19 protein-coding genes, 3 pseudogenes and 1 other annotated feature are annotated in these 23,554 nt (G+C 63.7%); of the genes and pseudogenes, 17 read left to right on the forward strand and 5 right to left on the reverse strand.

Annotated elements, in window-relative coordinates; all coding sequences use genetic code 11:
- Positions 1 to 46 precede the first annotated feature (46 nt).
- From C6Y53_RS11555 to C6Y53_RS11595, 9 genes and pseudogenes are all read left to right on the forward strand, one after another.
- Positions 47 to 415: a ferritin-like domain-containing protein gene (locus tag C6Y53_RS11555; RefSeq protein WP_280178361.1), complete on the forward strand. Its 369-nt coding sequence runs from the start codon at positions 47 to 49 to the stop codon at positions 413 to 415.
- A complete protein-coding gene (locus tag C6Y53_RS21370; RefSeq protein WP_280178367.1) occupies positions 337 to 534 on the forward strand; it encodes a ferritin-like domain-containing protein in 198 nt (65 codons plus the stop codon). Before C6Y53_RS11555 ends, C6Y53_RS21370 begins: the two co-directional genes overlap by 79 nt.
- A 12-nt stretch (positions 535 to 546) precedes the next feature.
- Positions 547 to 1,515, forward strand: a complete 969-nt coding sequence (locus tag C6Y53_RS11560; RefSeq protein ID WP_106472565.1) for an SLAC1 anion channel family protein — start codon at positions 547 to 549, stop codon at positions 1,513 to 1,515.
- 331 nt (positions 1,516 to 1,846) lie between these two features.
- A pseudogene (locus C6Y53_RS11565) lies at positions 1,847 to 2,521 on the forward strand (Crp/Fnr family transcriptional regulator).
- Between the two features lie 87 nt (positions 2,522 to 2,608).
- Positions 2,609 to 2,821: a YgaP family membrane protein gene (locus C6Y53_RS11570; RefSeq protein ID WP_106472566.1), complete on the forward strand. Its 213-nt coding sequence runs from the start codon at positions 2,609 to 2,611 to the stop codon at positions 2,819 to 2,821.
- Between the two features lie 289 nt (positions 2,822 to 3,110).
- Entirely contained in the window at positions 3,111 to 3,311 is a 201-nt protein-coding gene (locus C6Y53_RS11575; RefSeq protein WP_106474065.1) for a YgaP family membrane protein, read from the forward strand.
- Positions 3,312 to 3,337: 26 nt separating this feature from the next.
- The gene (locus C6Y53_RS11580; RefSeq protein WP_106472567.1) at positions 3,338 to 4,303 is read left to right on the forward strand and encodes an efflux RND transporter periplasmic adaptor subunit; all 966 of its coding nucleotides are present in this window, start codon (positions 3,338 to 3,340) and stop codon (positions 4,301 to 4,303) included.
- 1 nt (position 4,304) lies between these two features.
- Positions 4,305 to 7,547, forward strand: a complete 3,243-nt coding sequence (locus tag C6Y53_RS11585) for an efflux RND transporter permease subunit (RefSeq protein ID WP_106472568.1) — start codon at positions 4,305 to 4,307, stop codon at positions 7,545 to 7,547.
- A gap of 716 nt (positions 7,548 to 8,263) precedes the next feature.
- Positions 8,264 to 8,918 (forward strand): annotated as a pseudogene (locus C6Y53_RS11595) (integrase core domain-containing protein).
- Positions 8,554 to 8,672: a sequence feature (AL1L pseudoknot), on the forward strand. It overlaps the preceding pseudogene by 119 nt.
- 99 nt (positions 8,919 to 9,017) lie before the next feature.
- Here the strand turns inward: C6Y53_RS11595 and C6Y53_RS11600 are convergent.
- The 4 genes and pseudogenes from C6Y53_RS11600 to C6Y53_RS11615 all read right to left on the reverse strand — a co-directional run bounded on the left by C6Y53_RS11600 (position 9,018) and on the right by C6Y53_RS11615 (position 11,686).
- A pseudogene (locus C6Y53_RS11600) lies at positions 9,018 to 9,910 on the reverse strand (FecCD family ABC transporter permease).
- Positions 9,907 to 10,416, reverse strand: coding sequence for a TroA family protein (locus tag C6Y53_RS11605; protein ID WP_106472569.1), 510 nt, complete (start codon positions 10,414 to 10,416; stop codon positions 9,907 to 9,909). The pseudogene C6Y53_RS11600 and the gene C6Y53_RS11605 overlap by 4 nt, the downstream one beginning before the upstream one ends.
- A 327-nt stretch (positions 10,417 to 10,743) precedes the next feature.
- Complete coding sequence (locus tag C6Y53_RS11610) at positions 10,744 to 11,307, reverse strand: copper uptake system-associated protein (RefSeq protein WP_106472570.1); 564 nt, start codon at positions 11,305 to 11,307, stop codon at positions 10,744 to 10,746.
- A gap of 64 nt (positions 11,308 to 11,371) precedes the next feature.
- Complete coding sequence (locus C6Y53_RS11615) at positions 11,372 to 11,686, reverse strand: hypothetical protein (protein WP_106472571.1); 315 nt, start codon at positions 11,684 to 11,686, stop codon at positions 11,372 to 11,374.
- A 427-nt stretch (positions 11,687 to 12,113) separates the two neighbouring features.
- Here C6Y53_RS11615 and C6Y53_RS11620 point away from each other — a divergent pair, with 427 nt between their 5' ends.
- Positions 12,114 to 12,842, forward strand: a complete 729-nt coding sequence (locus C6Y53_RS11620; protein ID WP_106472572.1) for a ZIP family metal transporter — start codon at positions 12,114 to 12,116, stop codon at positions 12,840 to 12,842.
- A gap of 236 nt (positions 12,843 to 13,078) precedes the next feature.
- Here C6Y53_RS11620 and ggt read toward each other — a convergent pair whose 3' ends face one another.
- Positions 13,079 to 14,824, reverse strand: a complete 1,746-nt coding sequence (ggt, locus tag C6Y53_RS11625) for a gamma-glutamyltransferase (protein ID WP_106472573.1) — start codon at positions 14,822 to 14,824, stop codon at positions 13,079 to 13,081.
- A gap of 901 nt (positions 14,825 to 15,725) precedes the next feature.
- Here ggt and C6Y53_RS11630 point away from each other — a divergent pair.
- The 7 genes from C6Y53_RS11630 to C6Y53_RS11660 all read left to right on the forward strand — a co-directional run bounded on the left by C6Y53_RS11630 (position 15,726) and on the right by C6Y53_RS11660 (position 23,490).
- Complete coding sequence (locus tag C6Y53_RS11630) at positions 15,726 to 17,285, forward strand: ABC transporter substrate-binding protein (protein ID WP_244614818.1); 1,560 nt, start codon at positions 15,726 to 15,728, stop codon at positions 17,283 to 17,285.
- A 2-nt stretch (positions 17,286 to 17,287) separates the two neighbouring features.
- Complete coding sequence (locus C6Y53_RS11635; protein ID WP_106472575.1) at positions 17,288 to 18,340, forward strand: ABC transporter permease; 1,053 nt, start codon at positions 17,288 to 17,290, stop codon at positions 18,338 to 18,340.
- A gap of 3 nt (positions 18,341 to 18,343) precedes the next feature.
- Positions 18,344 to 19,315: an ABC transporter permease gene (locus C6Y53_RS11640; RefSeq protein ID WP_106472576.1), complete on the forward strand. Its 972-nt coding sequence runs from the start codon at positions 18,344 to 18,346 to the stop codon at positions 19,313 to 19,315.
- Positions 19,312 to 20,340 (forward strand): ABC transporter ATP-binding protein, encoded by a 1,029-nt coding sequence (locus C6Y53_RS11645; protein ID WP_106472577.1) that lies wholly within the window; start codon positions 19,312 to 19,314, stop codon positions 20,338 to 20,340. The genes C6Y53_RS11640 and C6Y53_RS11645 overlap by 4 nt, the downstream gene beginning before the upstream one ends.
- Complete coding sequence (locus C6Y53_RS11650) at positions 20,337 to 21,341, forward strand: ABC transporter ATP-binding protein (protein WP_106472578.1); 1,005 nt, start codon at positions 20,337 to 20,339, stop codon at positions 21,339 to 21,341. The genes C6Y53_RS11645 and C6Y53_RS11650 overlap by 4 nt, the downstream gene beginning before the upstream one ends.
- Positions 21,342 to 21,390: 49 nt before the next feature.
- Positions 21,391 to 22,866 carry a leucyl aminopeptidase gene (locus tag C6Y53_RS11655; RefSeq protein WP_106472579.1) on the forward strand — a complete coding sequence of 492 codons (1,476 nt, stop codon included), beginning with the start codon at positions 21,391 to 21,393 and terminating at the stop codon, positions 22,864 to 22,866.
- Between the two features lie 141 nt (positions 22,867 to 23,007).
- Positions 23,008 to 23,490, forward strand: coding sequence for an Lrp/AsnC family transcriptional regulator (locus C6Y53_RS11660; RefSeq protein WP_106474066.1), 483 nt, complete (start codon positions 23,008 to 23,010; stop codon positions 23,488 to 23,490).
- The last annotated feature ends 64 nt before the right edge of the window (positions 23,491 to 23,554 follow it).

Here is a 23,554-nt window from a genome sequence, read left to right on the forward strand (position 1 = left end):
GTGGGCCCGAAACTCATCGCGGCTCTGAAGAACAAGGAGATTGAGCATGTCCAACACGAAGATCATCGAATACCTGCAGCGCGCGCTCAAAATGGAACTCACCGCCGCGCACCAGTATCAACTGCACGCCCACACTCTCGACGATTGGGGGATGACCAAACTTGCCGATCTGATGCGCAAGGAAATGGCCGAGGAAATGGAACACTCCGACCGGTTCATCGAGCGACTGTATTTCCTGAAGGTGAAGCCCGAGATGGGCTTTGACAAGGTCCCCACCGCAGCAGAAACGCTACCGGCGGTGTGTGTCAAAGCGATCTCGAAGATGAGAAGGAGGCAATCTCCTTCTACACGCAGGCGGCGAAGCATGCTGCAGAGGTCGGAGATATCGGCTCGCGCACCCTTTTCGAAAAGATAGTGCTCGACGAGGAAGGTCACAAGGCATGGCTGGAGCTGCAACTCGATCTGATCGAGCGTCTTGGCGAAAAGACATACAGCGCCAGGCTGATTACCTTCGGCGATGAAGAGCAGGACTAGGGCGGCTGTGACATGGCAAACGTGACCGATACATCGCAGGTGCCGGATCGGATCGAGCACTTTCCAGTAAGTTTCTTCGGTATGCCGATGGGGCTTTTTGGCCTGACACTGGCGCTGCGCGCCGGGGGCTGGCCCGTGGCGTCTGCCGCCGCCGGTTGGGTGGCACTTGCCGTCTTCATTGGCCTGGGGGGGCTCTATACAGCGAAGGCCCTGCGTCATCCTGCGGCCCTAGCAGCCGAGTGGAATCACCCGGTTCGCCTTGCCTTCTTTCCCGCGATCTCGATTTCCGTACTGCTTCTGGCGACCGTACTGCGTGAGGCCGTCCCTGGACCAGCCGAAATCATATGGGTGATCGGCGCTGCTGCGCAGGGGGTGCTGTCGCTTGCCGTAGTCGCCTCCTGGATTTCGCACCGCGCGTTCGGATCAGGACAGCTTTCACCGGCCTGGTTCATTCCCGCGGTCGGTAACGTGATCGTCCCGCTGGCCGGAGTACCACTGGGGTACGGTGAGATCAGCTGGTATTTCTTCTCGGTCGGGCTGATATTCTGGCTCATCCTGTTGACGCTGGTCTTCAACCGGCTGATTTTTCACGACCCCCTGCCGGGTAAGTTGCGGCCGACGCTCGTGATCTTGATAGCGCCCCCGGCGGTTGCCTTTCTGGCATGGCTTCAGTCGAACGGCGGCCAGATCGATGCCGCCGCCCGCATCATGCTGAACGCGGCTTTCTTCTTTACGCTGCTCGTTGCGATCCAGTTGCCGGCCCTCTTGCGACTTCCCTTCGCTTTGTCCTTTTGGGCCCTGTCCTTCCCACTTGCCGCCGTGACGACCGCAAGCTTCCGTTTCGCAGAGGAGGCAAATTCCGCGGTACATAACGCCATCGGTCAGGTGCTGCTCTTGATCCTTGTCGTGACCATCGTGAGCCTGCTGTTTCGCACGGCCCGCGCCGCAAAGGCGCGTGAAATCTGTCAGCCCGAGGGCTGATCCGCGCTTTTGGCAGAAAACCTGCGTCATCCGAAAGGCACCCACACTTACCTGCTAAACGGGACGACCTCGCTCTTCGCTGCGCGGGATGTTGCCACTGACGTGGTCGTTGGAAATGCTGCAAGCGCCACCATGAGACGGAGTTTCTGGACTTCCCAAAGGAGTTGGACCGTAACCTGTCGGAAGGTCCGGACGTGTATCTGGTGATGGACAACTGCGCGACGCCAAGACCCCGAAGGTGAAGGTATCTCGCGTATCGTGCCATGCGGTGGCAAGCGTTTCAGCACAAAGCGATTGCGCCAGTGGGCCGTTGCCGGCATGGACACCATGAATGAAATCTGATGCCGACTGGGTCGACCGGTTTGTCGGTTTGAGAAAACTGCCGGCCGAGATCCGGAAAGATCTGGTCGCGGGAAGCCAGGCAGTAGCGCTGAGTACGGGGACTCCGGTATTTGCACCGAGGCAGACCGCAGACAATCTGTTGCTGCTGCTGGACGGCACGGTGCGCGTACAGTAAAAATCCGAGACCGGACGGGAGGTCTTCCTCTACCGCGTCCATGCCGTTGAAAGCTGCGTGCTCACGGCGGTCTGCATGCTCGCGTTCGAGGAATATTCCGCAGACGGCATCGCCGAGACTGATGTGACTGCCGTCGCGATCCCTCGGACGACATTCGACGATCTGGTGGCGCGCTCGCCAGTGTTTCGCCAGTTTGTCTTCACCGCCTATTCGCGGCGGATCACCGATCTGTTCGCCCTCATTGATGATATCGTTTTTCAGAAGATGGACGTGCGGTTGGCTTCACGCCTTCCGGAGCTAGCCGACGGTGAACAGGTGGTTCGCGCCACACACGCCGCCCTTGGGACGGAGTTGGGGACCGCGCGCGAGGTTGTCTCCCGGATCTTGGCCGAGTTCCAGCGCCGTGGCTGGGTCGAGCAGTCGCGCGGGGAAGTGCGACTTATCGGACGATCGGGTCTCGAGCAACTGATGCGATCAGCCGGGGCCTGAGACAACGATTGCGTTGGTGACCAAGTCACCGAAACCTTGATGACGGTTGTGCGATGATTCCCATGCGAATCGGCAAGGGAACAGAAAATGACCGTAAACATGGGAAGGATCGACAAGGGCCTGCGTCTGGTTTTGGCTATGGTTCTCGTCTATGCAGCCTTCGCCACTGAGACCCTCAGCGTGGGCATCCTTATCTTGTTGGTTCTCGCTGTCGCCGCCGAATTCACGGTTACAGCGTTGGTCGGCACCTGCCCACGCTACAACAATACTGGAATTCGTGCCCTTCGGGTGGCGTGGTGATCGAGACGGCATTCACAGCCGGGGCCTCGCTCGGCGGCGGTGTCCTGATTGGGGCTGTCACTACGTTGCTGATGTTCGTCGCCGGGCGCGAAACAGGCGTGACGGGCATAGTCGCAGGCTTCTTCGGTCTCGCCCCGGCAAGCGATTTCCGCTGGCAGATCAATCCCGCGGTCCTCTTTCCTGCCTGCTCAGAGCCTGGTGCCCTGCAATACTGGAGAAAGACGATTGCGTCCCATTCATCCCCTCAAACATGCGCAGATAGAAAATGCGCCCAAGCAGGAGAATGCTCATGACCATTGAAAACGCCATCCGCGCCTTTGCCGGTATCATGATTCTGGTTTCGGTCGCGCTGACTGTCTGGGTGTCACCATATTTCGTCTGGCTAACGCTGTTCGTTGGTGTCAACCTGCTGCAATCGGCTGTTACCGGCATTTGCCCCGCGGCCAAGATTCTACGCAAGCTCGGCTTCCGGTCCGGGCGCGCCGCCTGAACCAAAGCTGAACGGAGGCCCGCGCTATGCGTTCGCTGCTGATCGCCGTCATGCTCACCGCTGCCACGGCCGTGAGTGCGGCCGAGACCCTGCTGCTTGCGCCAAGTGACATTCCGCAGTGGAAAGCTGTCTATGGTCGCGTGGAGGCCCGCAACCTGGTGCCCGCCCGGGCCCGGATCGGTGGCACGGTGGTCGAACTGTCGGTTAGTGAAGGCGATAGCGTGGCGGCGGGGACGCAGATCGCGCTGGTGCATGATCGCAAGATCAGCTTCCAGATTGCGGCGATCGACGCGCAACTGCGCGCGCTCGGGGCGCAGTTGGACCGTGCGCAGGCGGAACTGGCCCGCGGGCGTTCGCTTGTCGAGCGCGGGGTTTCCACCGAGCAGCGGCTCGAACAACTGGAAACCGAAGTCAGTGTGACACAGAACCAGATCGCCGCAGCGCAGGCTCAGCGCAGCGTTGCCCTGCAACAGGCCGAAGAGGGCGAGGTTCTGGCCCCGGTCGACGGGCGGGTGTTGACCGTGCCCGTCACCCGCGACGCGGTGATCATGGCCGGCGAGCCGGTAGTGACCATCGCAGGTGGCGGCTTCTTCCTGCGTCTGGCTATTCCCGAACGCCACGCTCCGGACCTGCGCGAGGGGGCGGAACTGCAGATCACCTCGAAAAGCGGGGTGATGCCGGGCCGTCTGGTCAAGCTATACCCGCAGATCGAGAACGGGCGCGTCGTCGCTGATGTGGAACTCGAGGGGCTGGACGACAGCTTCGTCGACGCCCGCGTGTTGGTGCGGGTCCCGGTGGGGGTGCGCCAGGCTCTGCTGGTGCCGCAGGCGGCATTGAGCTCACATTCCGGGTTGGACTTCGTGCGCATTCGTCAGGGCGACAGCGAGGTTGAGCGCGCGGTAGTGCCGGGCGAGGTGCTGACGTTGGACGGTGCCGCCCTTGTCGAGATTCTGACCGGCCTGCATGCCGGCGATACCGTGCTGGTACCCTGACATGACTGACAACGCTCCCCGCGAGCACGACGACAGCCCGCGCGGCGATGCTCCGCGCCTTGGCTTGGCGGGGGGGCTCACCCGTGCCTTCATCGACTCGCCGCTGACGCCACTGCTGCTGATTGCCTCGCTGGCTTTCGGACTGATCGCGCTGATGGCGCTGCCACGCGAGGAAGAGCCGCAGATCTCGGTGCCGATGATCGATATTCAGGTGCAGGCGACGGGGCTCAAGGCTCCCGACGCGGTCAAGCTGATCACCGAGCCGCTGGAGCAGATCGTCAAGGGCATTGACGGGGTCGAACATGTCTATTCTCAGACTCAGGACGACGGGGTGCTTGTCACCGCACGCTTTCTGACAGGGACTTCGGCCGACACCGCAGTACTGCGCGTCCATGACAAGCTTCGCGCAAACATGGACCGGATTCCGCTGGGTATCCCCGAGCCATTGATCGTTGGGCGCGGGATTGACGACGTGGCGATCGTATCGCTGACCCTGGCCCCCGCCCCAAGCTCCGCCGGGCAGATCAGCGCCAACGACCTGACCCGTATCGCCCGGGAGTTGCAGGCCGAGATCACCAAGATCGACGATGTCGGTCTGACCTATCTGATCGGCGCCGTGGATGAGGTAATCCGCATTGCACCCGACCCGGCACGGCTGGCGCTCTATGGGCTGACCCTGCAGCAGTTGGCCGGCAAGGTTCAGGGTGCCAACCGCGCCTTTCCTACCGGAACTGTCCGCGACGCGGGCGAGCAGATCATGCTGGTTGCCGGCGAAACCCTGGCCACACCCGAGGCCATCGGGAACCTGCTCTTGACGACCCGCGACGGGCGTCCGGTTTACCTGCGCGACGTGGCCGATGTGACACTGGCCACCGACACGGCTGACACGATGGTGGCGACCGTTACCCGCAGAGAGGACGGTCGGCCCCTGCGCTCGCCCGCGGTGACGCTGGCCGTCGCCAAACGCGCCGGCTCGAACGCGGTGACGGTGGCAGAAGCAATCCTGCACCGCGTCGATGAACTGCAGGGGCGCCTGATCCCCTCCGACATCACGGTCGAAATCACCCGCGACTATGGTGAGACCGCCAACGAAAAGGCCAATGAACTGTTGTTCCACCTGGGTCTTGCCACGGTATCGATCATCGTTCTGGTCTGGCTGACCATCGGCTGGCACGAAGCGCTGGTTGTCGCGGTGGTGATCCCGGTCACGATCCTGCTGACGCTGTTTGCATCCTGGATCATGGGCTACACGCTGAACCGGGTGTCGCTGTTCGCGTTGATTTTCTCCATCGGCATCCTGGTCGATGACGCAATCGTGGTGATCGAGAACATCGCCCGCCACTGGGCGATGAACGACGGTCGCCCCCGCGCTAGAGCCGCGATCGAGGCCGTGGCCGAGGTCGGAAACCCCACCATCGTCGCCACGCTGACCGTGGTCGCGGCGCTGCTGCCAATGCTGTTCGTGTCGGGGATGATGGGCCCTTACATGAGCCCCATCCCGGCAAATGCCTCGGCCGCAATGATATTCTCGTTCTTCGTCGCGGTGATGGTCACGCCCTGGCTGATGATTAAGATCGCCGGGCGTGCGCCGATGACGGGCCACGCCGACGCCGCGCATGGCGGCGGGGCACTGGGGCGCGCCTATGCGATGGTGGCGCGACCACTGTTGGCCAGCAAGGCGCGAGGCTGGCTCTTTCTGGCGCTGGTTCTGGCCCTGACCGGGGGGTCACTGTCGCTGTTCTACACCCGCGACGTGACAGTGAAGCTACTTCCTTTCGACAACAAATCTGAACTGGCCGTGGTGATCGACCTGCCCGAAGGCGCCTCTGTCGAGGACACCGACGCGGTTGCGCAAGAGGTCGCGGGAAACCTGCTGGGGATGGAGGAGGTGCTTTCGGTCCAGACCCACGCCGGCACAGCCGCGCCCTTTGACTTCAATGGGCTGGTGCGCCACAGCTTCCAACGTAGCCAGCCGCATATGGGTGACGTGGCGGTGAACCTGCACCCCAAGTCAGACCGTGACCGGGCCAGCCATGAAATCGCGCTGGAGATCCGCGAACGCTTGCGCGCTGCCGCGATGCCCGCAGGCACGGTTCTGAAGGTGGTCGAGCCACCGCCCGGCCCCCCCGTTATGGCAACGCTGCTGGCGGAGATCTACGGCCCTGACGCCGTCACGCGCCGTGCAGTCGCGGCGCGGGTCGAGGATGCGTTTCGGTCCATCCCCTTTATCGTCGACATCGACAATTCCTATGGCACCGCACCGCGCAGGTTGCGAGCGGTGATCTCGGCAGACAACCTGGAGTTCTTCCGGGTCGAGGAAGGCGATGTTCTGGACAGTATCGGGCTGTTGAACTCGGGCGCGCTGGTTGGCTATTCCCACCGTGGCGAGGGACGCCCGCCGATCCCCATCCGTATCGAGCGACCCCGCGCGCAGCGGGTGATGGGTGAGGATTTCCTGACCACTCCCATCCCTGCCAACGTGCTGCCCGGCGACCGCGGCGTGGTTGAATTGGGTGACGTGGTTGAGGTGGTCGAAGAGCGCGCCTCGCTGCCGATCTTCCGCCACAACGGCCGGGCCGCAGAGATGGTGACAGCTGAGCTAGCTGGCGATTTCGAGGCGCCACTTTACGGGATGCTGGCCGTTCAGCATGCGCTCGAAGCGCAGAACTGGACCGACCTGCCGCGCCCCGTCATCAGTCTGCATGGCCAGCCCGCCGACGAATCTGCGCCCACGCTGCTGTGGGACGGGGAATGGGAGGTCACCTGGGTCACCTTTCGTGACATGGGCACGGCCTTCATGGTGGCGCTGCTTGGGATCTATATCCTTGTTGTGGCACAGTTTCATTCTTTCAAGCTGCCGCTGGTGGTGCTGACGCCGGTGCCGCTCACCTTCATAGGAATCATGCTCGGGCATTGGCTGTTCGGGGCACCATTCTCGGCCACATCGATGATCGGCTTCATCGCGCTTGCAGGGATAATCGTGCGCAACTCGATCCTGCTGGTCGATTTCATCCGCCATACTCAGCGCGACGGCCGTCCGCTGACCGAGGCGCTGATCGAGGCCGGGGCCATTCGCTTCAAGCCAATCCTGCTGACTGGCATCGCAGCAATGATCGGCGCGGCGGTGATCCTGGTGGACCCGATCTTTCAAGGGCTGGCGATATCGCTCCTGTTTGGGGTGGCCAGTTCGACGCTGCTGACGGTGCTGGTGATCCCGGTGATCTACCGCGTACTGCGGGGGTAGCGCAGGGAGAGCAACGCGGCACATCGGCAGCATGGTCCGGAGTTCTGCCGGATGAACCGTTAGCCCGAGCGAGGGCAGCGTGCTGCCTCGGAGGCGGCCTGATGCTTGAAGCGCTGGAAAGTGAGCTTGACGAGGTCCACGATATTCGGGTCCACCGCTCGGCAACTGGGCAGTTAATGCGTCGGCTTGGCCTGACACAGAAAAGAACTGCGCACGGCTGGGCAGGCCCGTCCGGACGTGGCCGAAAGGCACCGGGTCTGGCAGCGCCGCCGCCAACCTGCCATGGCTAATGAACTGAACCGGCCGGTCTTTTTCGGTGAGACTTGGCTCAAGATCAACTTGATCAGAACAACCGGTTGAACCCCGAAAAACGAGCGCCTGGTCGATCCTACGCCCTTTGGCCTGTGGATCGCAAACCTTCATAGCCGCCTCCCGCCACGACCGACTGGATGTCCCGTGGTCTCCCGGCGAGAGCAAGACGAAAGGTCTTGTCAAAGGAACTTGGCTTGAGGCCGGGCAAGGGGCTGGGTAGCGTCACTGGATGAAGAATCGTGACACCATGATACCCTTCTGCTGAAGCGCCCACGAGGCCCGTTTCTGGCCCAAGGCCGGGTTTTCGATGGCCAGTTCAATGACCGCTTCTTCGACATGCTCCGGCACCCGCCTTGAACCGCCCCGGGTTTCCGAGAGAGTAGAACTCTCAGAGGATGATCCTTATGGAATCGAAGAAGAAGCGCACGCCGGCATATACGGCCGAGTTCCGCGAGCGCGGCGTCCGGCTATTCCGCGAACGGCGGCCCGATTACACCAGTGACAACGCGGCGTATCGGGCGATCGCCCCGAAGCTTGGCTGCTCGCACGACACACTGCGCGCCTGGTGCATCCAGGCGGCACGCGATGCAGGCGAGCGCGACGGGCTGACCAGCGAGCAGAAGGCCCGCCTCAAGGCGCTGGAGCGCGAGGTGAAGGAACTGCGCACGGCCAACGAGATCCTGAAGAAGGCGTCGGCTTATTTTGCCCAGGCGGAGCTCGACCGCCTGTTCCGCAAATGATCGCCTTCATCGAGAAGCATCGCGGGGTCTTTGGGGTCGAGCCGATCTGCCGTGTCCTGCAGATATCGACACTTCGGTGGGCAGCGTGGGCGACAGCTATGACAACGCGCTGGCCGAGAGCGTCATCGGCCTGTTCAAGACCGAGGTGATCAACTTCCTCGGCCCCTGGAAATCCATGGCCCAGGTCGAATGGGAGACCCTGCAATGGGTCAGCCGGTATAACAACGAGCGGCTACACAGCGCCATCGGGCACCGGCCGCCACAGGAAGTGGAGGATACATTCTACGAACAGATGAACACCCTTGAAAAAGCCGCGTAGGTCTTGAACAAAAAAGCCTCTCGGAAACCCGGGGCGGTTCAGTTCTTCAGGATCAGCTTGCGGCGGCTGAGATCCATCAGGGCCTGTTCACCTCCCTGTTCATACAATTCCCTGAACCATATGTGGTACGACAAGCCCGACAAAGCCGATGATGCTGGGGAAGGCGATGGAGACCGCGGTCAGAAGCGAGGCCATAATCATGCCGGCCAGCCTGAGCGCATCGACCCGCACACCAAGCCCGCGCGCGGTCTCGTCCCCCGCGTCGAGCGCGTTGTAGTTCCAGCTTTGCCAGAGGAAATAGACACAGGCGACCCCGGTCAGAGCCGAGAGCAGCCCGAGTTCCGACCAATCCACCCGCGCCGTGTCGCCAAAGGTCCAGAACACGATGGCCGCAAGCTGGATATCGTCGGCAAAGAACTGCAGGAACGCGGTTCCCGCCGAGAACAGCGCCCCCAGTGCCACGCCCGTGAGGACCAGAACCTCGGGCGCGGCCCCGCGCAGGCGCGCGACAAGAGTGATGATCGCCGAGGCGAGGAGCGCGAAAACAAAGGCCCAGAGCGCGGTCGTGGCCGGGTCCTGAATGGCGACCGAGGCGGCATTCGCGCCTTGCCTCGTTCCGGTGTTAAGGAACATCACCGCAAAGGCGGCACCAAAGGCGGCGGCCTGCGAGATCTCCAGCGTGAAGGGCGATCCCAGAGGATTGCGCAGGATCGACTGCATCGCCGCCCGGCCACCGCCAGCCCCGCCCCCGCAACGATGGCGGCCAGAGCCTGCGGCAGGCGGATATTCCAGACGATGATCGCGGGTTGGCGCGGCACGTCGAGACCCAGGAGCGCGCGGATGACGTCAGACGCCGGGACGGCGGCGGGCCCCAGTGACAGCGCCGCCATCAGCGCCGGCACCAGGGCCAGCGTCAGCCCGCCGACGATCAGGAATTTGCGGGCGGTGTAGGCGCGGTACCCCGCGCCTACAGGTGTCTCGCTCAGGCTCATTCGACCGGCACGGTCTGGAATACGAGGTGATTGTAGGCGCCGTCAAAAACGTCGAACACCGGGACGCTTAGGAGGAACCCGTAGATCTCGTTGGCCTTGGTCCTGGGGTCGATGTCGCCAAAGGTATCGGGCCGGGTCACGGTGCCGATGAACCAGGCATTGGCCAGCACCGAGCCCGCCTCGACCTGGTAGAGCGTGTTGGGCAGGAGCCCCATGACTTTGCCTTCGTTCACCGCCGTCAGGTCACGATAGGCGGCATCGGCCCTGAGTTCGTGAAGCCCGCCCACGTTCTGCCCGCGCACGGTGCCCAGATCGAGAAACAAGAGCGCCGGATCCCAGGCCACGATCTGCTCGCGCGCCACCACTGAATGCCGCCCCTTGCCTCGCACGCCTTCGCGGGCGAGGTTCGTCAGTTTCATCATGTCGAAAGGCGGATAGAAGGGTTCGGTGCCGTTGAAGCCCTGCGCCCCCTGAAAGGCGATGCCGCCGACAAAGACGCCCGGCACCTCCGCCGTGGATCGCGCGGCCCGGTCGGACAGATCGGCGATCTGGGTATCAAGAAAGCCGATGATCTCTTCGGCGCGAACCGCCGCGCCCCCGCCATCCAGTAGAGCAGGATCAGCGCATCCCCGGCCGCCAGTCCCATGAGCCCGCGTCGGAACCCGGGGGCGACAATTGCGCGAAAGCCACCGCCGCGCCTGCGTGCCTGGTGGATGTTGCGGGGGCAATCGTCCTTCTTCCATGGTGTCTCGACATGGCCGATGAAATGCAGTGTTGCATCCACCCTGCCGGCCGGATCGAAATCCAGGGTTTCTTCCCCCTCGCGGTGGCGGTCAGCTTCCATCTGGCATTGCTCCTTCATGCCCGTGGTGGCCCATCCCCTCGCGGCCGATCACCACCGTGCCCTCGAAGGCGTTCAGCCGGTCGATCAGACCGCCGCCGGCATCGGCTTCGGCGCCGTTGACGGCAGCGGCCAGGCGTTCGGCCTCGACGCGGCTCAGGCCCATCGACTGGAACGTGGCGGGCAGAACGAGGCTTGCGCCGGAGCAGAGTTCGACAAACCAGCCATGATCGTCCCGGCGCAGGAAGGCGCGGCCGCCGGTTCCGTCCTGGCTCCAGCCCGCAACGGCGACGTTGCCCTGCACGGTCACCGGCGCCACGGTCAGCGGTGCGTCCGGACGGTCGAACTGGGCCTTGAGCAGCGCCTCGATCTGTTCGGTATCGGTGCCACCCATCACCGACATCGGTCCACCCGCCGGGGCATGGCCGGTTGAGGCGTGATCCATCGTGGCGTGGTTCATGCCGTCCGCGGCAAAGGGAATGGGTGTGTTCTTGCTCCCTGCAAACGCAGGTGCGGTGAAGGATGCGGCAAGAACCGCAACGAAAACATGTTTCATGGTCTGTCTCTGGCTTGCCGCATCCCTTGCGGCAGGTTTCATCGATCGCGTTGGTAAAAGACGATCAGGCCAGTGGCGGTGCCCTCATCCCGCGCGCGGGGTCCAGGACGGTCAGAATCGCGCGGCGCTCTCGTGGTGCGACAACGGTCGCGACAAAGACAAAGTCGATATCGGTCATGCTTTGCGGTGCATCGGGAAGCAGCACCGAACCAGCGATGCGACAGGCCGGACAGTCCGGGTGGGCCACCGTGTTGTCGGAACCCGGGTCGCCGCAGATGTTGGCAATGTCACCGCCCGCGAGGACATAGGCTTCGATGGCGATGTCGGATGCGTTTGGGATGCGATGTGCATAGGCCGTTGCGACAAGCGCGACGGACAACAGGGCAACGAGGCCAACTGCGCGGATACCGTGAAGAATCCGTTTGCACATGGTGTTTTCTTGCCCAGAAACGCATCAAGATTCAAGATATGTTCCGAGGCCGCGGGCGGCCCCGAACCGTTTACTTGGGAACCCTCCCGTAGCGGGAGAGCTTCCGGCCCCTGGGCCTGATCGCCATTATCACCGCGCGACCGTGCAGGAAATGTCGCGAAGATGTATAGAAAGACAGAACAATGTGGCCAGTCCGACGCGATGGCCTGAGAACCAAGACCAAAAGGGGCAACCCGATGAAACGTGGCACCCATGTCAATGTGAAACGCCGAAATGACGAAGTCGGGATCGACATGCCATTGCCGCAACAAACGGATTTTGCCCGGGGGGCTGCCCTGCCTGCATCGCCCAGAACCGACACCAAGGCTCTGCGATCATGCTGATGCAGGCTTTCCTGTGGGGGGCGGTCGCCGGTGGCGCGCTGTTGGTCGGCGCGTTTGTCGGCTATTTTGCAAATCTCCCGAAGATGCTCAGCTCATCCGTGATGGCATTCGGCATCGGGGTCCTCGTGTCGGCCCTGTCGTTCGACCTGATGAGCGAAGCCTATCTGGTCGGGGGGCTTTGGGGGTCGGTGGCCGGGTTCGTTGCGGGCGCGGCGCTCTATGCGATCGCGAATTTCATCCTGGCCAGCGCAGGTGCGAAGCACCGGAAGAAGTCATCCGGTGCCGCGGGAGGCGCGGCGATTGCCATCGCCATCGGCTCGCTTCTCGATGGAATTCCGGAATCCGCGGCCATTGGCATATCGCTGCTTGACGGGGAAGGCGTCGCCCTCGTGACCGTCATCGCGATCTTCGTTTCGAACATCCCGGAAGGGCTTTCCAGTTCGACCGGCATGAAGGCAGAGGGCCGGTCCGCCGGGTATGTCTTTTCGCTTTGGGGTGGGATTGCGGCCCTTTGTGCTGTCGCGTCCCTGTTGGGATATGCCGTCATCGGTGGTCTGGATGAAACCTGGATCGGCGCGGCGACAGCGGTTGCCGCAGGCGCGATATTCGTCATGTTGATAGACACGATGGTGCCGGAGGCCTTTGAGGAAATCCATGGGCTTTCCGGGATCATGGCGGCCGGCGGCTTTCTGTTCGCCTTCTGCCTCAGCCATCTGTTGTAGAGCCGACGCATCGCACCCGCCAATCCCCGATCGGGGCGAGCAAACCTCGGCGCCGCCGGAGAATTGCGCGGGCACGGGCGGGCAGCGGAAGCTGAGACAACAGAGGTCTGTCGACGCGGCCTCTGCGCGTTCACGCGCGCGCGATGTGTCACCGGATGTCACCGGCGGCCCGTCTGTCGCCTGCTGGCCCGCCCGTCACATCGGCGGGGGGCCAGCAGGTCCGGATCATGGGTCGGTTAGTAACCGACGGCCTTGCCGGATGACGCGCGGCTATCGATCGCGCCGTAATAGCGGGCGTCACCGCCGCCGGCTTCGATCTCGGCCAGGTCGCGGCCGCCAACGAGGATGCCCGCTGCCTGCCCCCAGATCGTCCAGTCCGGGTCGATGCCGACCTTGTAGCCCATCCCGGTCAGCAGCCGGATCGTGTCGGGCGACAGGCCGTTCGGCTCCATCTTGATGTCGTCGGGCAGCCACTGGTGATGGATGCGCGGCGCGTCGATGGCTTCCTGCATGTCCATCCCATGGTCGATCACGTTCATGATCGATTCCAGCGTGATGGTGATGATGCGCGGCCCGCCGGGACTGCCGATGACCATGAAGGGTTCGCCATCCTTGGAGATCACGGTCGGGCTCATCGACGAAAGCGGCGACTTGCGCGGCTGGATCGCGTTGGCTTCGCCCTGGACCAGCCCATAGGCATTGGCCGAACCGGGCTTGGAGGTGAAGTCGTCCATCTCGTTGTTGAGCAGGATGCCCGTTCCGTCCGCGACGACGCCGGCACCGTATGACCCGTTGAGCGTGTAGGTGACCGCGACCGCGTTGCCTTCTTCGTCGATGATCGAATAATGCGTGGTCTCGTTCGATTCACCCATGCCTTCAGGCATCAGCCCCTCCGATACGCCGGCCCGGTAGGGATCGATCCTGCCGCGGATCTCGGCGGCATAGGCCTTGTCCAGCAGCTTCTCGACCGGGTTCTCGACGAAATCGGGATCGCCCAGCGCGCTGTTGCGGTCGACAAAGGCATGACGCATCGCTTCGACCATGAGATGCACGGTCGCGGCCGAATTCGCGCCGAGATAGCCGATCGGATAGCCTTCGAGAACGTTGAGGATCTCGCAGATGATCAACCCGCCCGAGCTCGGAGGGGGGGACGAGATGATGTCATAGCCGCGATAGCTGCAGGCGATCGGCTCCATCTCGCGCACCTTGTACTGCTCGAAATCCTCGAGGCTCAGGATGCCGCCCTTGTCCTGGCTCGCCTTGACGATCTTCTCGGCGGTGGCGCCCTTGTAGAACCCGTCGAGACCCTGATCGGCAATCGCGGTCAGCGTTGCGGCGAGATCGGATTGAACCAGCACATCGCCGACAACGAACGGGGTGCCGTCGCTCTTGGAGAAGATCGCCTTGGCGGCCGGGTCGCCGCCAAAAACCTCGCTGGCGCCCCAGTTCAGCGAATCCACGTCATAGGCATTCAGCGCGAACCCGTCCCGGGCCAGCGCGATTGCCGGGTCGATCAGGTCATGGCTCGAAAGCTTGCCGTATTTCTCGCGCGCATATTCGAGACCGGCCACCGTGCCGGGCACGCCGACCGCGAGATAGCCCGCCCAGCTCGCGTCTTCGACGATGTTCCCGTCAGCGTCGAGATACATGTCCTGTGTCGCGGCGAGCGGCGCCCGTTCGCGGAAATCCAGGAATGTCGACGTGCCGTCCTTCATGCGGATGGTCATGAAGCCGCCGCCGCCGATATTGCCGGCTTCCGGATAGACGACCGCGAGCGCATAGCCCACGGCCACGGCCGCGTCGACGGCGTTTCCGCCCTTCTTCAGCACCTCCACGCCGACTTCGGACGCCAGGTGCTGTGCCGTCACCACCATGCCGTGATCGGCCTTCACCGGCTCCAAGGACGCGGCAAAGGCCGGCTGGTAGATGACGGACGCCGCGACCAGTCCGGTCGTTGCTATCAGGTTCGCTAAAAGTCTCATCAGTTCCCTTCTCCAAAAGACGGCCAAGTCCAGAGCGGCCGTGACGAATGTCATCGCATGATGACAAGGCTTGTGGTCGACCACGCCCGTGGCGGGCAAATCTGCCCCACACGGGACCGAGTAATGACCCATCGCGGTCTGCGCAACGCCCCGTGTTCGGGCCGGTTGCCGCCGATGCGGAACAGCGTGGGACGGGCGTTGGCTTGCAGGTGCAGCTTCACCGATCATTGCCAGCGCCCATCCTGTCGCCGGAACGGCATGGACGGCATGGTTTCCCTCCCCCGGGCAGGGGAAATGCTATCGAAAGACCGGTGCAGAGTCCGTGCGAAACACCGGCGTCTCCGGCAATCTGGCGCAGGTTTGCTGCTTCCATCTTCGGATCGGCGCACAATTTTCCCGGCGGCATGAATCTGCAGAGACGGTGACCGGGGGCTGGCTTTGGCGATCCGTCAGCCCGGCCGGCCGCGCCCGCCCCCGAGACCCTCCGGTTCCGGTGCGCGGGCACCGGACGGGCCATCGCCATGGGTCGGAATCAGGCAGGCCGCGCGGTCGCGGCCCCGTGCATCCGGTCGGATACCAATTCCGGCGCGCATCCCGAACTGACGCCGGAAACCGGCGTCATTGGCCGGATCTCGCCTTGTATTCGCCGGGAAACGTCGCGGCCTTTGCGCTAGCGTTCCGGTGCAGCGAGGGCGCTTGCGAAATCACGGGGCCAGCCCGGCGCAACACCGATGAGGGTGTCGCGCAAGGCCGGGGGGGCGACAGAGAAAATCGGGGAGGATTCATGCGTTTATTCATCGGTGTGGGAACCATGGTCGCGACCGCCATATGTGCGGGCACGGGCGATCTGCGGGCAGGAGAGAGCCGGGACGCCTTGATGGAGGCCCACCGCGGCGGCTCCATGCGCTTTGTTTCAAAGGCGGCCTTCGGGTCTGCCGACCCGCATATCAACTATCACTCGCTGTTCTGGATGATGAGCCAGAGCGTCTATGACGGGCTGGTCGCCTACAAGAAGGCGGAAGGCGCCGAAAGCACGACGGTCGTGCCCGATCTGGCCGAAGACATGCCGGTCATCTCGAATGACGGAAAGACCTATACGTTCAAGATCCGCAAAGGCGTTCATTTCTCGAATGGCAAGGAACTGACGGTCGAGGACGTGCAGGCGTCGCTGCGGCGCATCTTCAAGGTTGCCAGCCCGACCGCCGGGTCGTTCTACAACGGGATCGTCGGGGCCGAGGACTGCCTTGCCGCGCCGGGCGACTGCACGCTGGAGGGGGGCGTGAGCGTCGATCCCGGTGCCGGAACCGTCACCATCAACCTGACCCGACCCGATGCCGAATTCCTCTACAAGCTGTCGGTTCCCCATGCCTATATCGTGCCGGCCGATACGCCCGCCTCGGATACGGGCACCGTGCCGACGCCCGGCACCGGCGCCTACATGATCGAGAGCTACGATCCGAACAAATCCGTGATCCTGAAACGCAACCCGGCCTTTGTCGAATGGAGTGTCGATGCCCAGCCCGACGGGTTCGTGGATGAGCTCCGGATCGATTTCGGCCTGACCGAGGAGGCGCAGGTCAACGCCATCATCAATGGCCAGGCCGATATGATGACGGACAGCCCGCCTTCGGACCGGCTGGTGGAGATCGGCACGAATTTCGCCGATCAGGTCCATATCAATCCGCAGGCCGCGTTCTGGTATGTGCCGCTCAACATGAACATCCCGCCGTTCGACAATCTCAAGGCGCGCCAGGCCTTTGCCCATGCCGTGAACCTGAACGTTCCGGTCGATTTCTTCGGCGGCCCGCGGCTGGCATCGCCGACCTGCCAGGTGCTGCCGCAAGGGTTTCCGGGCTACAGGCCCTTTTGTCTTCACACGAAGAACCCCGGCGAGGCCTGGACCGGCCCGGACATGGAAAAGGCGAGGGCGCTGGTCGAAGCATCCGGCACGCAGGGCCAGAAGGTTGCCGTCGTGGTCGATGACAGCGACGCGGGGCGCAATATCGGTCTCTACCTGCAAAGCGTGCTGACCGATCTCGGCTATGATGCCAGCGTCAACTCGATCTCGGGCAATATCCACTTCACCTATATCCAGAACACGAACAACAAGGTGCAGGCGTCGGTGTCGCAATGGTATGCCGACTATCCGGCCGCGGCGAATTTCCTGAACGTGTTGATCGGCTGCGGGTCGTTCCACCCCGGTTCGGATTCTTCGATCAACATCTCCGGAATGTGCGATGAGAAGATCCAGGCGAGGATGGACCAGGCGATGGCGCTGGGCTCGACCGATCCGGAGGCGGCTAACGACCTGTGGTCCGAAATCGACCGCGAGGTGATGGAACAGGTGCCGATGGTGCCGCTGTTCAACCCCTCCAATGTCGACTTCGCGTCCAAGCGGATGGGGAACTACATGTTCTCGCCGCAATACCACATCGTCTATGCGAACGCCTGGGTTCAGTAGGCATGGCCGATACCGATCAAGACGCGGCTGCACCCGACCGGGTGCGGCCGCTGCCGGGCCAACCGCAATGCGCCACCGGCGAGGGCGCGGTGAGACGGGTGCTGCGTTGGCTGGCCGAAGACAGGAGCTCGCTCGCGGCGGCGGCAACCCTGCTGATCGTCCTCGCGGTCACGCTGCTGGCCCCCGTCTATGCCGACAAGATCAGCGGTCGCGATCCGTTCCGTTCGCAATCCGGCGCGACGGTCGTACTGGATGGGGTGCCCGTCCAGGTGATCCAGCAGTCGACCGAGGGGCTGGGCCTCGGGGTCACGCCGATCGGGCCGACATGGAAACCCGGCCCCTATTTTCTCGGGGCCGATATGCAGGGCCGCGATGTCATGTCACGTGTCCTCTACGGCGGGCAGGCCTCGCTGATCGTCGCCAGCGCCGCCGCGATCGTCACCCTGACCCTGGCCGCGTCGATCGGCATATGCGCGGGCTTTTTCGGAGGGTGGGTCGATTGGGTCGTGTCGCACCTGCTCGATGTTCTCTGGGCGTTTCCGGTCTACCTGTTCGCGATATCGCTCGCGATCGTCCTGTTGACGGCCGACCTGCATGTCGGGCCGATCGTGATATCGGCGACCTCGCTCTGGGTTCCGATCCTGATCGTCGGCATCATCTATGTTCCCTATGTGGCGCGACCGATCCGCGGGCAGGTCCTGGCGCTGCGCGAGGTCGAGTTCGTCAAGGCGGCGGTCGGTCTCGGCATTCCGACCCACCGGATACTGCTGCTGGACATCCTGCCCAATGTCGCGACGTCGATCATGGTTTTCCTGCCCATGATGATCGCCCTGAATATCGGCACGGAAAGCGCGCTTTCGTTCCTGTCGCTCGGAGTGCAGCCGCCCGGTGCCAGCTGGGGGACCGTGATCCGCGACGGGCAATCCCTGATCTACACCCGCCCGTGGGTCGCGATTGCGCCGGGCATCATGGTGATCATCACCATCGCCGCCCTCAATGTGCTGGGGGACGGGATGCGCCAGGCCTTCGACCCTCGCGCGCAGCTGCGGGGTTGAGCCATGTTCGTGATGATCCTGCAAAGGTTGACGCAGATGGTGTTCGTCATGTTCGGCATCAGCGTGCTCGTGTTCCTCATCTTCTTCGCCACACCCGGGGCCGACCCGGCGGCGCGTATCGCCGGGCGCAACGCCGCACCCGAAACCGTGGCCGCCGTCCGCAGGGAATTCGGCTTTGATCAGCCGAAGGCGACCCAATACGCCATCATGATGCGCAAGCTGTTCGTCATGCGCGACCTCGAATCCTTCGTGAATCGCGGCATGAAGGTGGTGCCGGCGATTGCCGAGGCCACGCCGATAACCCTGTCGCTGGTCTTTGGGGCGGCCGTGTTCTGGGTGATCGGCAGTATCCTCATGGGGGCGGCCGCTGCCGCGCTTCGCGGCGGCATCATCGACAGGACGCTCATGATCGTGTCTCTGATCGGCCTGGCGATGCCGGTGTTCTGGCTGGGCGAGATGGTCAACCTGGTGACGCAGGGGCGATGGCACGATACCGTCCTGTTTTCCTGGGTGCCCGGGTTGGGCTATGTGGCGCTGACCGAGGATCCGCCGGGCTGGGCCAGGGCCCTGATATTGCCATGGCTGACATTGGCCACCACCTATATTGGGTTCTATGCCCGGATCCTGAGGGCCAGCCTGATCGACGTCTACCAGGAGGACTTCATCCACGCCGCCCGCGCCCGCGGCATTGCCGAATGGCGGATCATGATGCGCCACGCGCTGCGCTGTTCGCTGGTGCCTTTTGCAACGCTTTTCGGGCTCGATTTCGGTGTGCTCGTCGGTGGCGGCGCGCTGGTGACCGAGGTCGTGTTCGGGCTGAACGGCGTGGGCAAGCTGACCTATGATTCCCTGCAGAACCTGGATCTGCCGATGATCATGGCGAGCGTGATCTACGCCTCGTTTTTCGTCGTCCTCGCCAATGCCGCGGTCGATGTCGCCTATGTGGCGCTTGACCCTAGGGTGAGGACGCGATGACGACACCACCGTTGCTCGAGGTCAGGGACCTCACGATTTCGCTCCGGACCCCGGACGGACAGGGGATCAAGGTCACCGAACGCGTTTCGTTTGGCGTCGGCGAGGGCGAGACGGTATGCGTGGTGGGCGAATCCGGGTCGGGCAAGACCATCACGCTGATGGGGGTCCTGGGGCTCCTGAACGGGGCGGTCTTTCGCCTGCAGGGGTCGGTGCGGTTCAGGGGAGACGAGATCCTGAACCGGCCGCAATCGGCATTGCGCAGGATCCGCGGCCGCGAGATTGCCCTCATCCCGCAGGATCCGACCACGGCCCTGACACCGGTGCGAACCGTCGGCAGCCAGATCGTCGAACAGATGCGGTCGCATGGCAATATCTCGCGCGATGCGGCGCGGCGACGGGCGATCGAGCTGCTCGATGAGGTGGGCATCGTGGACCCGTCCGGTGCCTTCGACTGTTTCCCGCACCAGCTGTCAGGCGGGATGCGGCAACGGGTCGTCATCGCTGCGGCGCTTTCGTGCAATCCGTCGCTGATCATCGCGGATGAACCGACGACCGCGCTGGATGTCACGGTCCAGGCGCAGATCCTCGACCTGCTGGGGCGCCTTTCCAGGAATCTGGGCCTGGCCATCGTCCTGGTGACCCATGACATGGGGATCGTGGCGGAAATGGCCGATCGCGTTCTGATCATGTATGGCGGCCGCGTGGTCGAACGCGGTGCGCGAGACGAGATATTCTCGGACCCGTGGCACCCCTATACGGCGGGGCTGCTGGCCTCGATCCCGCCGCTTGACGGCGCGCGCGCGGAACGTCTGCCCTCGATCCCGGGCACGCCGCCGCAACCGGGGAACTGGCCCTCGGGCTGCGTGTTCGCACCGCGTTGCGCCCTGAGAACGTCGGCCTGCATGCAGCCCCCGCCGCGACATTCCGCAGGCGGGCGCGAGGCATATTGCGTCATCGAACCGCGTGACCGCCGCCCGGTGCGTGCCGGCACCTCCCGCGACATTGCCGTGGATTTCCAGACATGATCCAGGACCTGACCCACGCTGATCTGAGCGAACCCATGGTTCGTGTCGCGAACCTGACCAAATCATACGCCTCCGGGAAAACAGGGCTATGGGGGCGGCCCGCCGGCCCGGTTCGTGCGCTGGATGACGTGAGCCTCGATGTCAGGGCGGGCGAGACCCTGGGGCTGGTCGGCGAATCCGGTTCCGGAAAATCCACCCTCGGACGGTCGATCGTGCGGCTCGACGGCGTCGATGAGGGCCGGATCCTGTTTCAGGGCGTCGACATTGCCAGGCTTTCGGGCCGCCAGATCAGCCCCTACCGGCGGCGTATGCAGATGATCTTCCAGGACACGTCCTCGTCCTTGAATCCCCGCCGCAGGATCGGCGATCTGCTTGCCGAACCGTTGCGGGCGCATGGCTGGGACGAAAGCGCCGCCCGGCGGCAGCGCGTCGGGGAACTGATGGAGATCGTCGGGCTGCAGGACGCCTTTTCCCAACGCTGGCCGCACGAACTGTCGGGCGGCCAGCGCCAGCGCATCGGCATCGCCAGGGCGCTGGCGCTGAAACCCGACCTGATCATAGCGGACGAACCGGTTTCGGCGCTCGACGTGTCGGTGCAGGCACAGATCGTCAACCTGTTCGCGGATCTGCGCCGTCAGTTCGGAATGACCATGATCTTCGTCTCGCATGACCTCAGCGTCGTTCGCCAGATATCTGACCGCGTCGCGGTGATGTATCTGGGCTCCATCGTCGAATGCGGCACGACGGACCGGCTTTTTGCCTCTCCGGCGCATCCCTATACGCAGGCGCTGCTGTCATCCGTCCCGGTGGCGAGCATCGACCCGGGCAAGCGCCGGCAACGGATCATCCTGACGGGCGAGGTCAGCCGGGATGCCGGGGGCGGCTGCAAGTTTCACAAGAGATGCGCGTTTGCGCGGGGCGTGTGCCGGGACGAGCAGCCGCCCCTGGCACGGCGCGGCGACGGCAGCCAGGTGGCCTGCCACTTTCCGCTGATGCCTTGATCGCCCGCGTGGGCCAAATCCACCCGACCACCTCATACGGAACAGCCAAATGACCAAACTGGATGTGAACTTTGCCGCAACACCGGAGCCGGGCCTCGAGGGCGCGACGCTGGTTCTGTTCGTCGACCGGTCGCTGATGCTGCCGCGTGAAGCCGTCGGGCTTGTCGCGCTGGATGAGGCCGATATTGCGCGGGCCGCTTGCGATGCCGGGTTCACCGGGAAAGCAGGTGAAGCCCTGACGATGTTCATCGCATCCGCAACGGTGCCGCGCCGTGTGGTTTTCGTCGGCACCACCCCCGGACGCGGCGATCACGAGATGCTGGCGGTCGATCTCGGCGGCGCCGCGGCGCGATCGGCAGGGCAGGCCGAACGGGTCGTGATCGCCGCCCCCGGCGCGATGGCGGCTGCGGAGATTGCGCTGGGGTTTCGGCTGCGCTGCTATGCGTTCGACAAATACCGCACGCCGGGTGACGGGCAGGCGCGGCCCGGGCGGCGGCACCTGACGATCCTGACCGATGATCCGGGGGCCGAGGCGAGCCATCAGGTCGAACTGGCATTGGCCGAAGGCGTCGAACTGGCCCGCGACCTGGTGAACGAACCCGGCAACGTGCTGTTTCCCGAGGCATTCGCCGACCGCATCGCCGGATTGCGCGGGCCTGGGCTCGAGGTCGAGATCCTGCGCGCCGCCGATCTCGAGCGCCTCGGGTTTCGCGCCCTGCTGGCGGTCGGGCAGGGTTCGGCGCGCGACCCGCATGTGGCGATCATGCGCTGGAACGGTGCCCCGGACCCAGCGGCCGCGCCGCTTGCCTTCGTCGGCAAGGGGGTCTGCTTTGATTCCGGCGGAATATCGATCAAGGATTCCGAGGGGCTTCACGAGATGAAGGCCGACATGGCCGGCGCCGCCGCCGTGGTCGGCCTGATGCGAACGCTTGCGCGGCGCGGTGCGCGGCTCAATGCGGTCGGTGTCGTCGGTCTTGTCGAGAACATGCCGGACGGCAAGGCCCAGCATCCGGGCGATGTCGTCAAATCCCTGTCGGGGCAGCATATCGAGGTCGTGGATACCGACTATGAAGGGCGGCTGGTCCTGGCCGATCTGGTCTGGCATGTGCAAGGCACCTACGCGCCGCGGTTCATCATCGACCTGGCAACCCTGACCTTCTCTGTCATCGCTGGGCTGGGCCGAGACTATGCGGCGCTGTTCACGAATGACGATGATCTAGCCGCGCGCTTGGGGCAGGCCGGAACGCGGACGGGCGAACTGGTCTGGAGGTTGCCCCTCGGCCCCGGTTTCGACCGCCAGATGGACTCTGAAATCGCCGATGTGAGAAACATCGACCCGGAACCGGGCGGTGGCTGCACGGCGGCGAATTTTATCCAGCGTTTCGTGAATGGCCGTTCATGGGCGCATCTGGACATGTTCGGACCGGCACAGAACCGGCCGGACTGGCCGATCAGCTCGACCTGGGCGACCGGCTGGGGTGTCCGTTTGCTCGACCACGTGGTTCGGCGGATCGAGCAGGAGTGACGGAAACATCATCCAGGCATGAGCCATGACCGGCGGTGCGACGGGCAGGAATTTGATCAAACTCTTGACTGCGCGCCCGTGACCGATCAGGAATGCGGGCCAGAACCGAAAACCCGGCCGCAAACGAAAGAATGCCTGGATATGGATCGGATTGATGCCAAGCTCCTGCTGGCAGTTCAGAAAAACAACCGATTGACATCAGAGGAACTGTCGGACGCGGTCGGGCTGTCGCCAACCGCCTGTCAGCGGCGCCTGGCGCGGCTGCGCGATGCGGGCTTCATCGAAGCCGATGTCGCGATCATCAATCCCGAAGCGGTCGGTCGACCTATCCTGGTGCTGGTCATGGTAACCCTCGCCGTGGCCAGCGTGGAAACGGTCGACCGGTTCAAGGCCGAGATCAGGTCCCGCCCCGAGATATTGTCCGGCTATTATGTGACGGGCGCGTTCGACTTTCTGCTGACGGTATCTGCGGTCAGCATGGCCGGATACGAGGAATTCACGCGCGAGTTCTTCTATGGCCGTGAAGACATTGACGCCTATACCTCGCTGGTGGTCATGGATCGGGTAAAGACGGGCAACAACCTGCCGATCTCGACCACAAACGATACCCCCGCCCGGCGATAGGTTGGCGCTAGAAACGCCATCTTTCGCGGATGGCCCGAAGGGGTGCATCCGTAAGCGGAACATC

It is taken from the genome of Pukyongiella litopenaei, from assembly GCF_003008555.2.
In the GTDB taxonomy this organism is placed as follows: Bacteria; Pseudomonadota; Alphaproteobacteria; order Rhodobacterales; family Rhodobacteraceae; genus Pukyongiella; species Pukyongiella litopenaei.

What these genes read in the sequence shown, in the direction of transcription:
- C6Y53_RS11555 (WP_280178361.1), top strand. Translation starts at nt 47, where the DNA reads ATGTCCAACACGAAGATCATCGAATACCTGCAGCGCGCGCTCAAAATG.
- C6Y53_RS11560 (WP_106472565.1), top strand. Translation starts at nt 547, where the DNA reads ATGGCAAACGTGACCGATACATCGCAGGTGCCGGATCGGATCGAGCAC.
- C6Y53_RS11570 (WP_106472566.1), top strand. Translation starts at nt 2,609, where the DNA reads ATGACCGTAAACATGGGAAGGATCGACAAGGGCCTGCGTCTGGTTTTG.
- C6Y53_RS11575 (WP_106474065.1), top strand. Translation starts at nt 3,111, where the DNA reads ATGACCATTGAAAACGCCATCCGCGCCTTTGCCGGTATCATGATTCTG.
- C6Y53_RS11580 (WP_106472567.1), top strand. Translation starts at nt 3,338, where the DNA reads ATGCGTTCGCTGCTGATCGCCGTCATGCTCACCGCTGCCACGGCCGTG.
- C6Y53_RS11585 (WP_106472568.1), top strand. Translation starts at nt 4,305, where the DNA reads ATGACTGACAACGCTCCCCGCGAGCACGACGACAGCCCGCGCGGCGAT.
- C6Y53_RS11610 (WP_106472570.1), bottom strand. Translation starts at nt 11,307, where the DNA reads ATGAAACATGTTTTCGTTGCGGTTCTTGCCGCATCCTTCACCGCACCT.
- C6Y53_RS11620 (WP_106472572.1), top strand. Translation starts at nt 12,114, where the DNA reads ATGCTGATGCAGGCTTTCCTGTGGGGGGCGGTCGCCGGTGGCGCGCTG.
- ggt (WP_106472573.1), bottom strand. Translation starts at nt 14,824, where the DNA reads ATGAGACTTTTAGCGAACCTGATAGCAACGACCGGACTGGTCGCGGCG.
- C6Y53_RS11630 (WP_244614818.1), top strand. Translation starts at nt 15,726, where the DNA reads ATGCGCTTTGTTTCAAAGGCGGCCTTCGGGTCTGCCGACCCGCATATC.
- C6Y53_RS11635 (WP_106472575.1), top strand. Translation starts at nt 17,288, where the DNA reads ATGGCCGATACCGATCAAGACGCGGCTGCACCCGACCGGGTGCGGCCG.
- C6Y53_RS11640 (WP_106472576.1), top strand. Translation starts at nt 18,344, where the DNA reads ATGTTCGTGATGATCCTGCAAAGGTTGACGCAGATGGTGTTCGTCATG.
- C6Y53_RS11645 (WP_106472577.1), top strand. Translation starts at nt 19,312, where the DNA reads ATGACGACACCACCGTTGCTCGAGGTCAGGGACCTCACGATTTCGCTC.
- C6Y53_RS11650 (WP_106472578.1), top strand. Translation starts at nt 20,337, where the DNA reads ATGATCCAGGACCTGACCCACGCTGATCTGAGCGAACCCATGGTTCGT.
- C6Y53_RS11655 (WP_106472579.1), top strand. Translation starts at nt 21,391, where the DNA reads ATGACCAAACTGGATGTGAACTTTGCCGCAACACCGGAGCCGGGCCTC.
- C6Y53_RS11660 (WP_106474066.1), top strand. Translation starts at nt 23,008, where the DNA reads ATGGATCGGATTGATGCCAAGCTCCTGCTGGCAGTTCAGAAAAACAAC.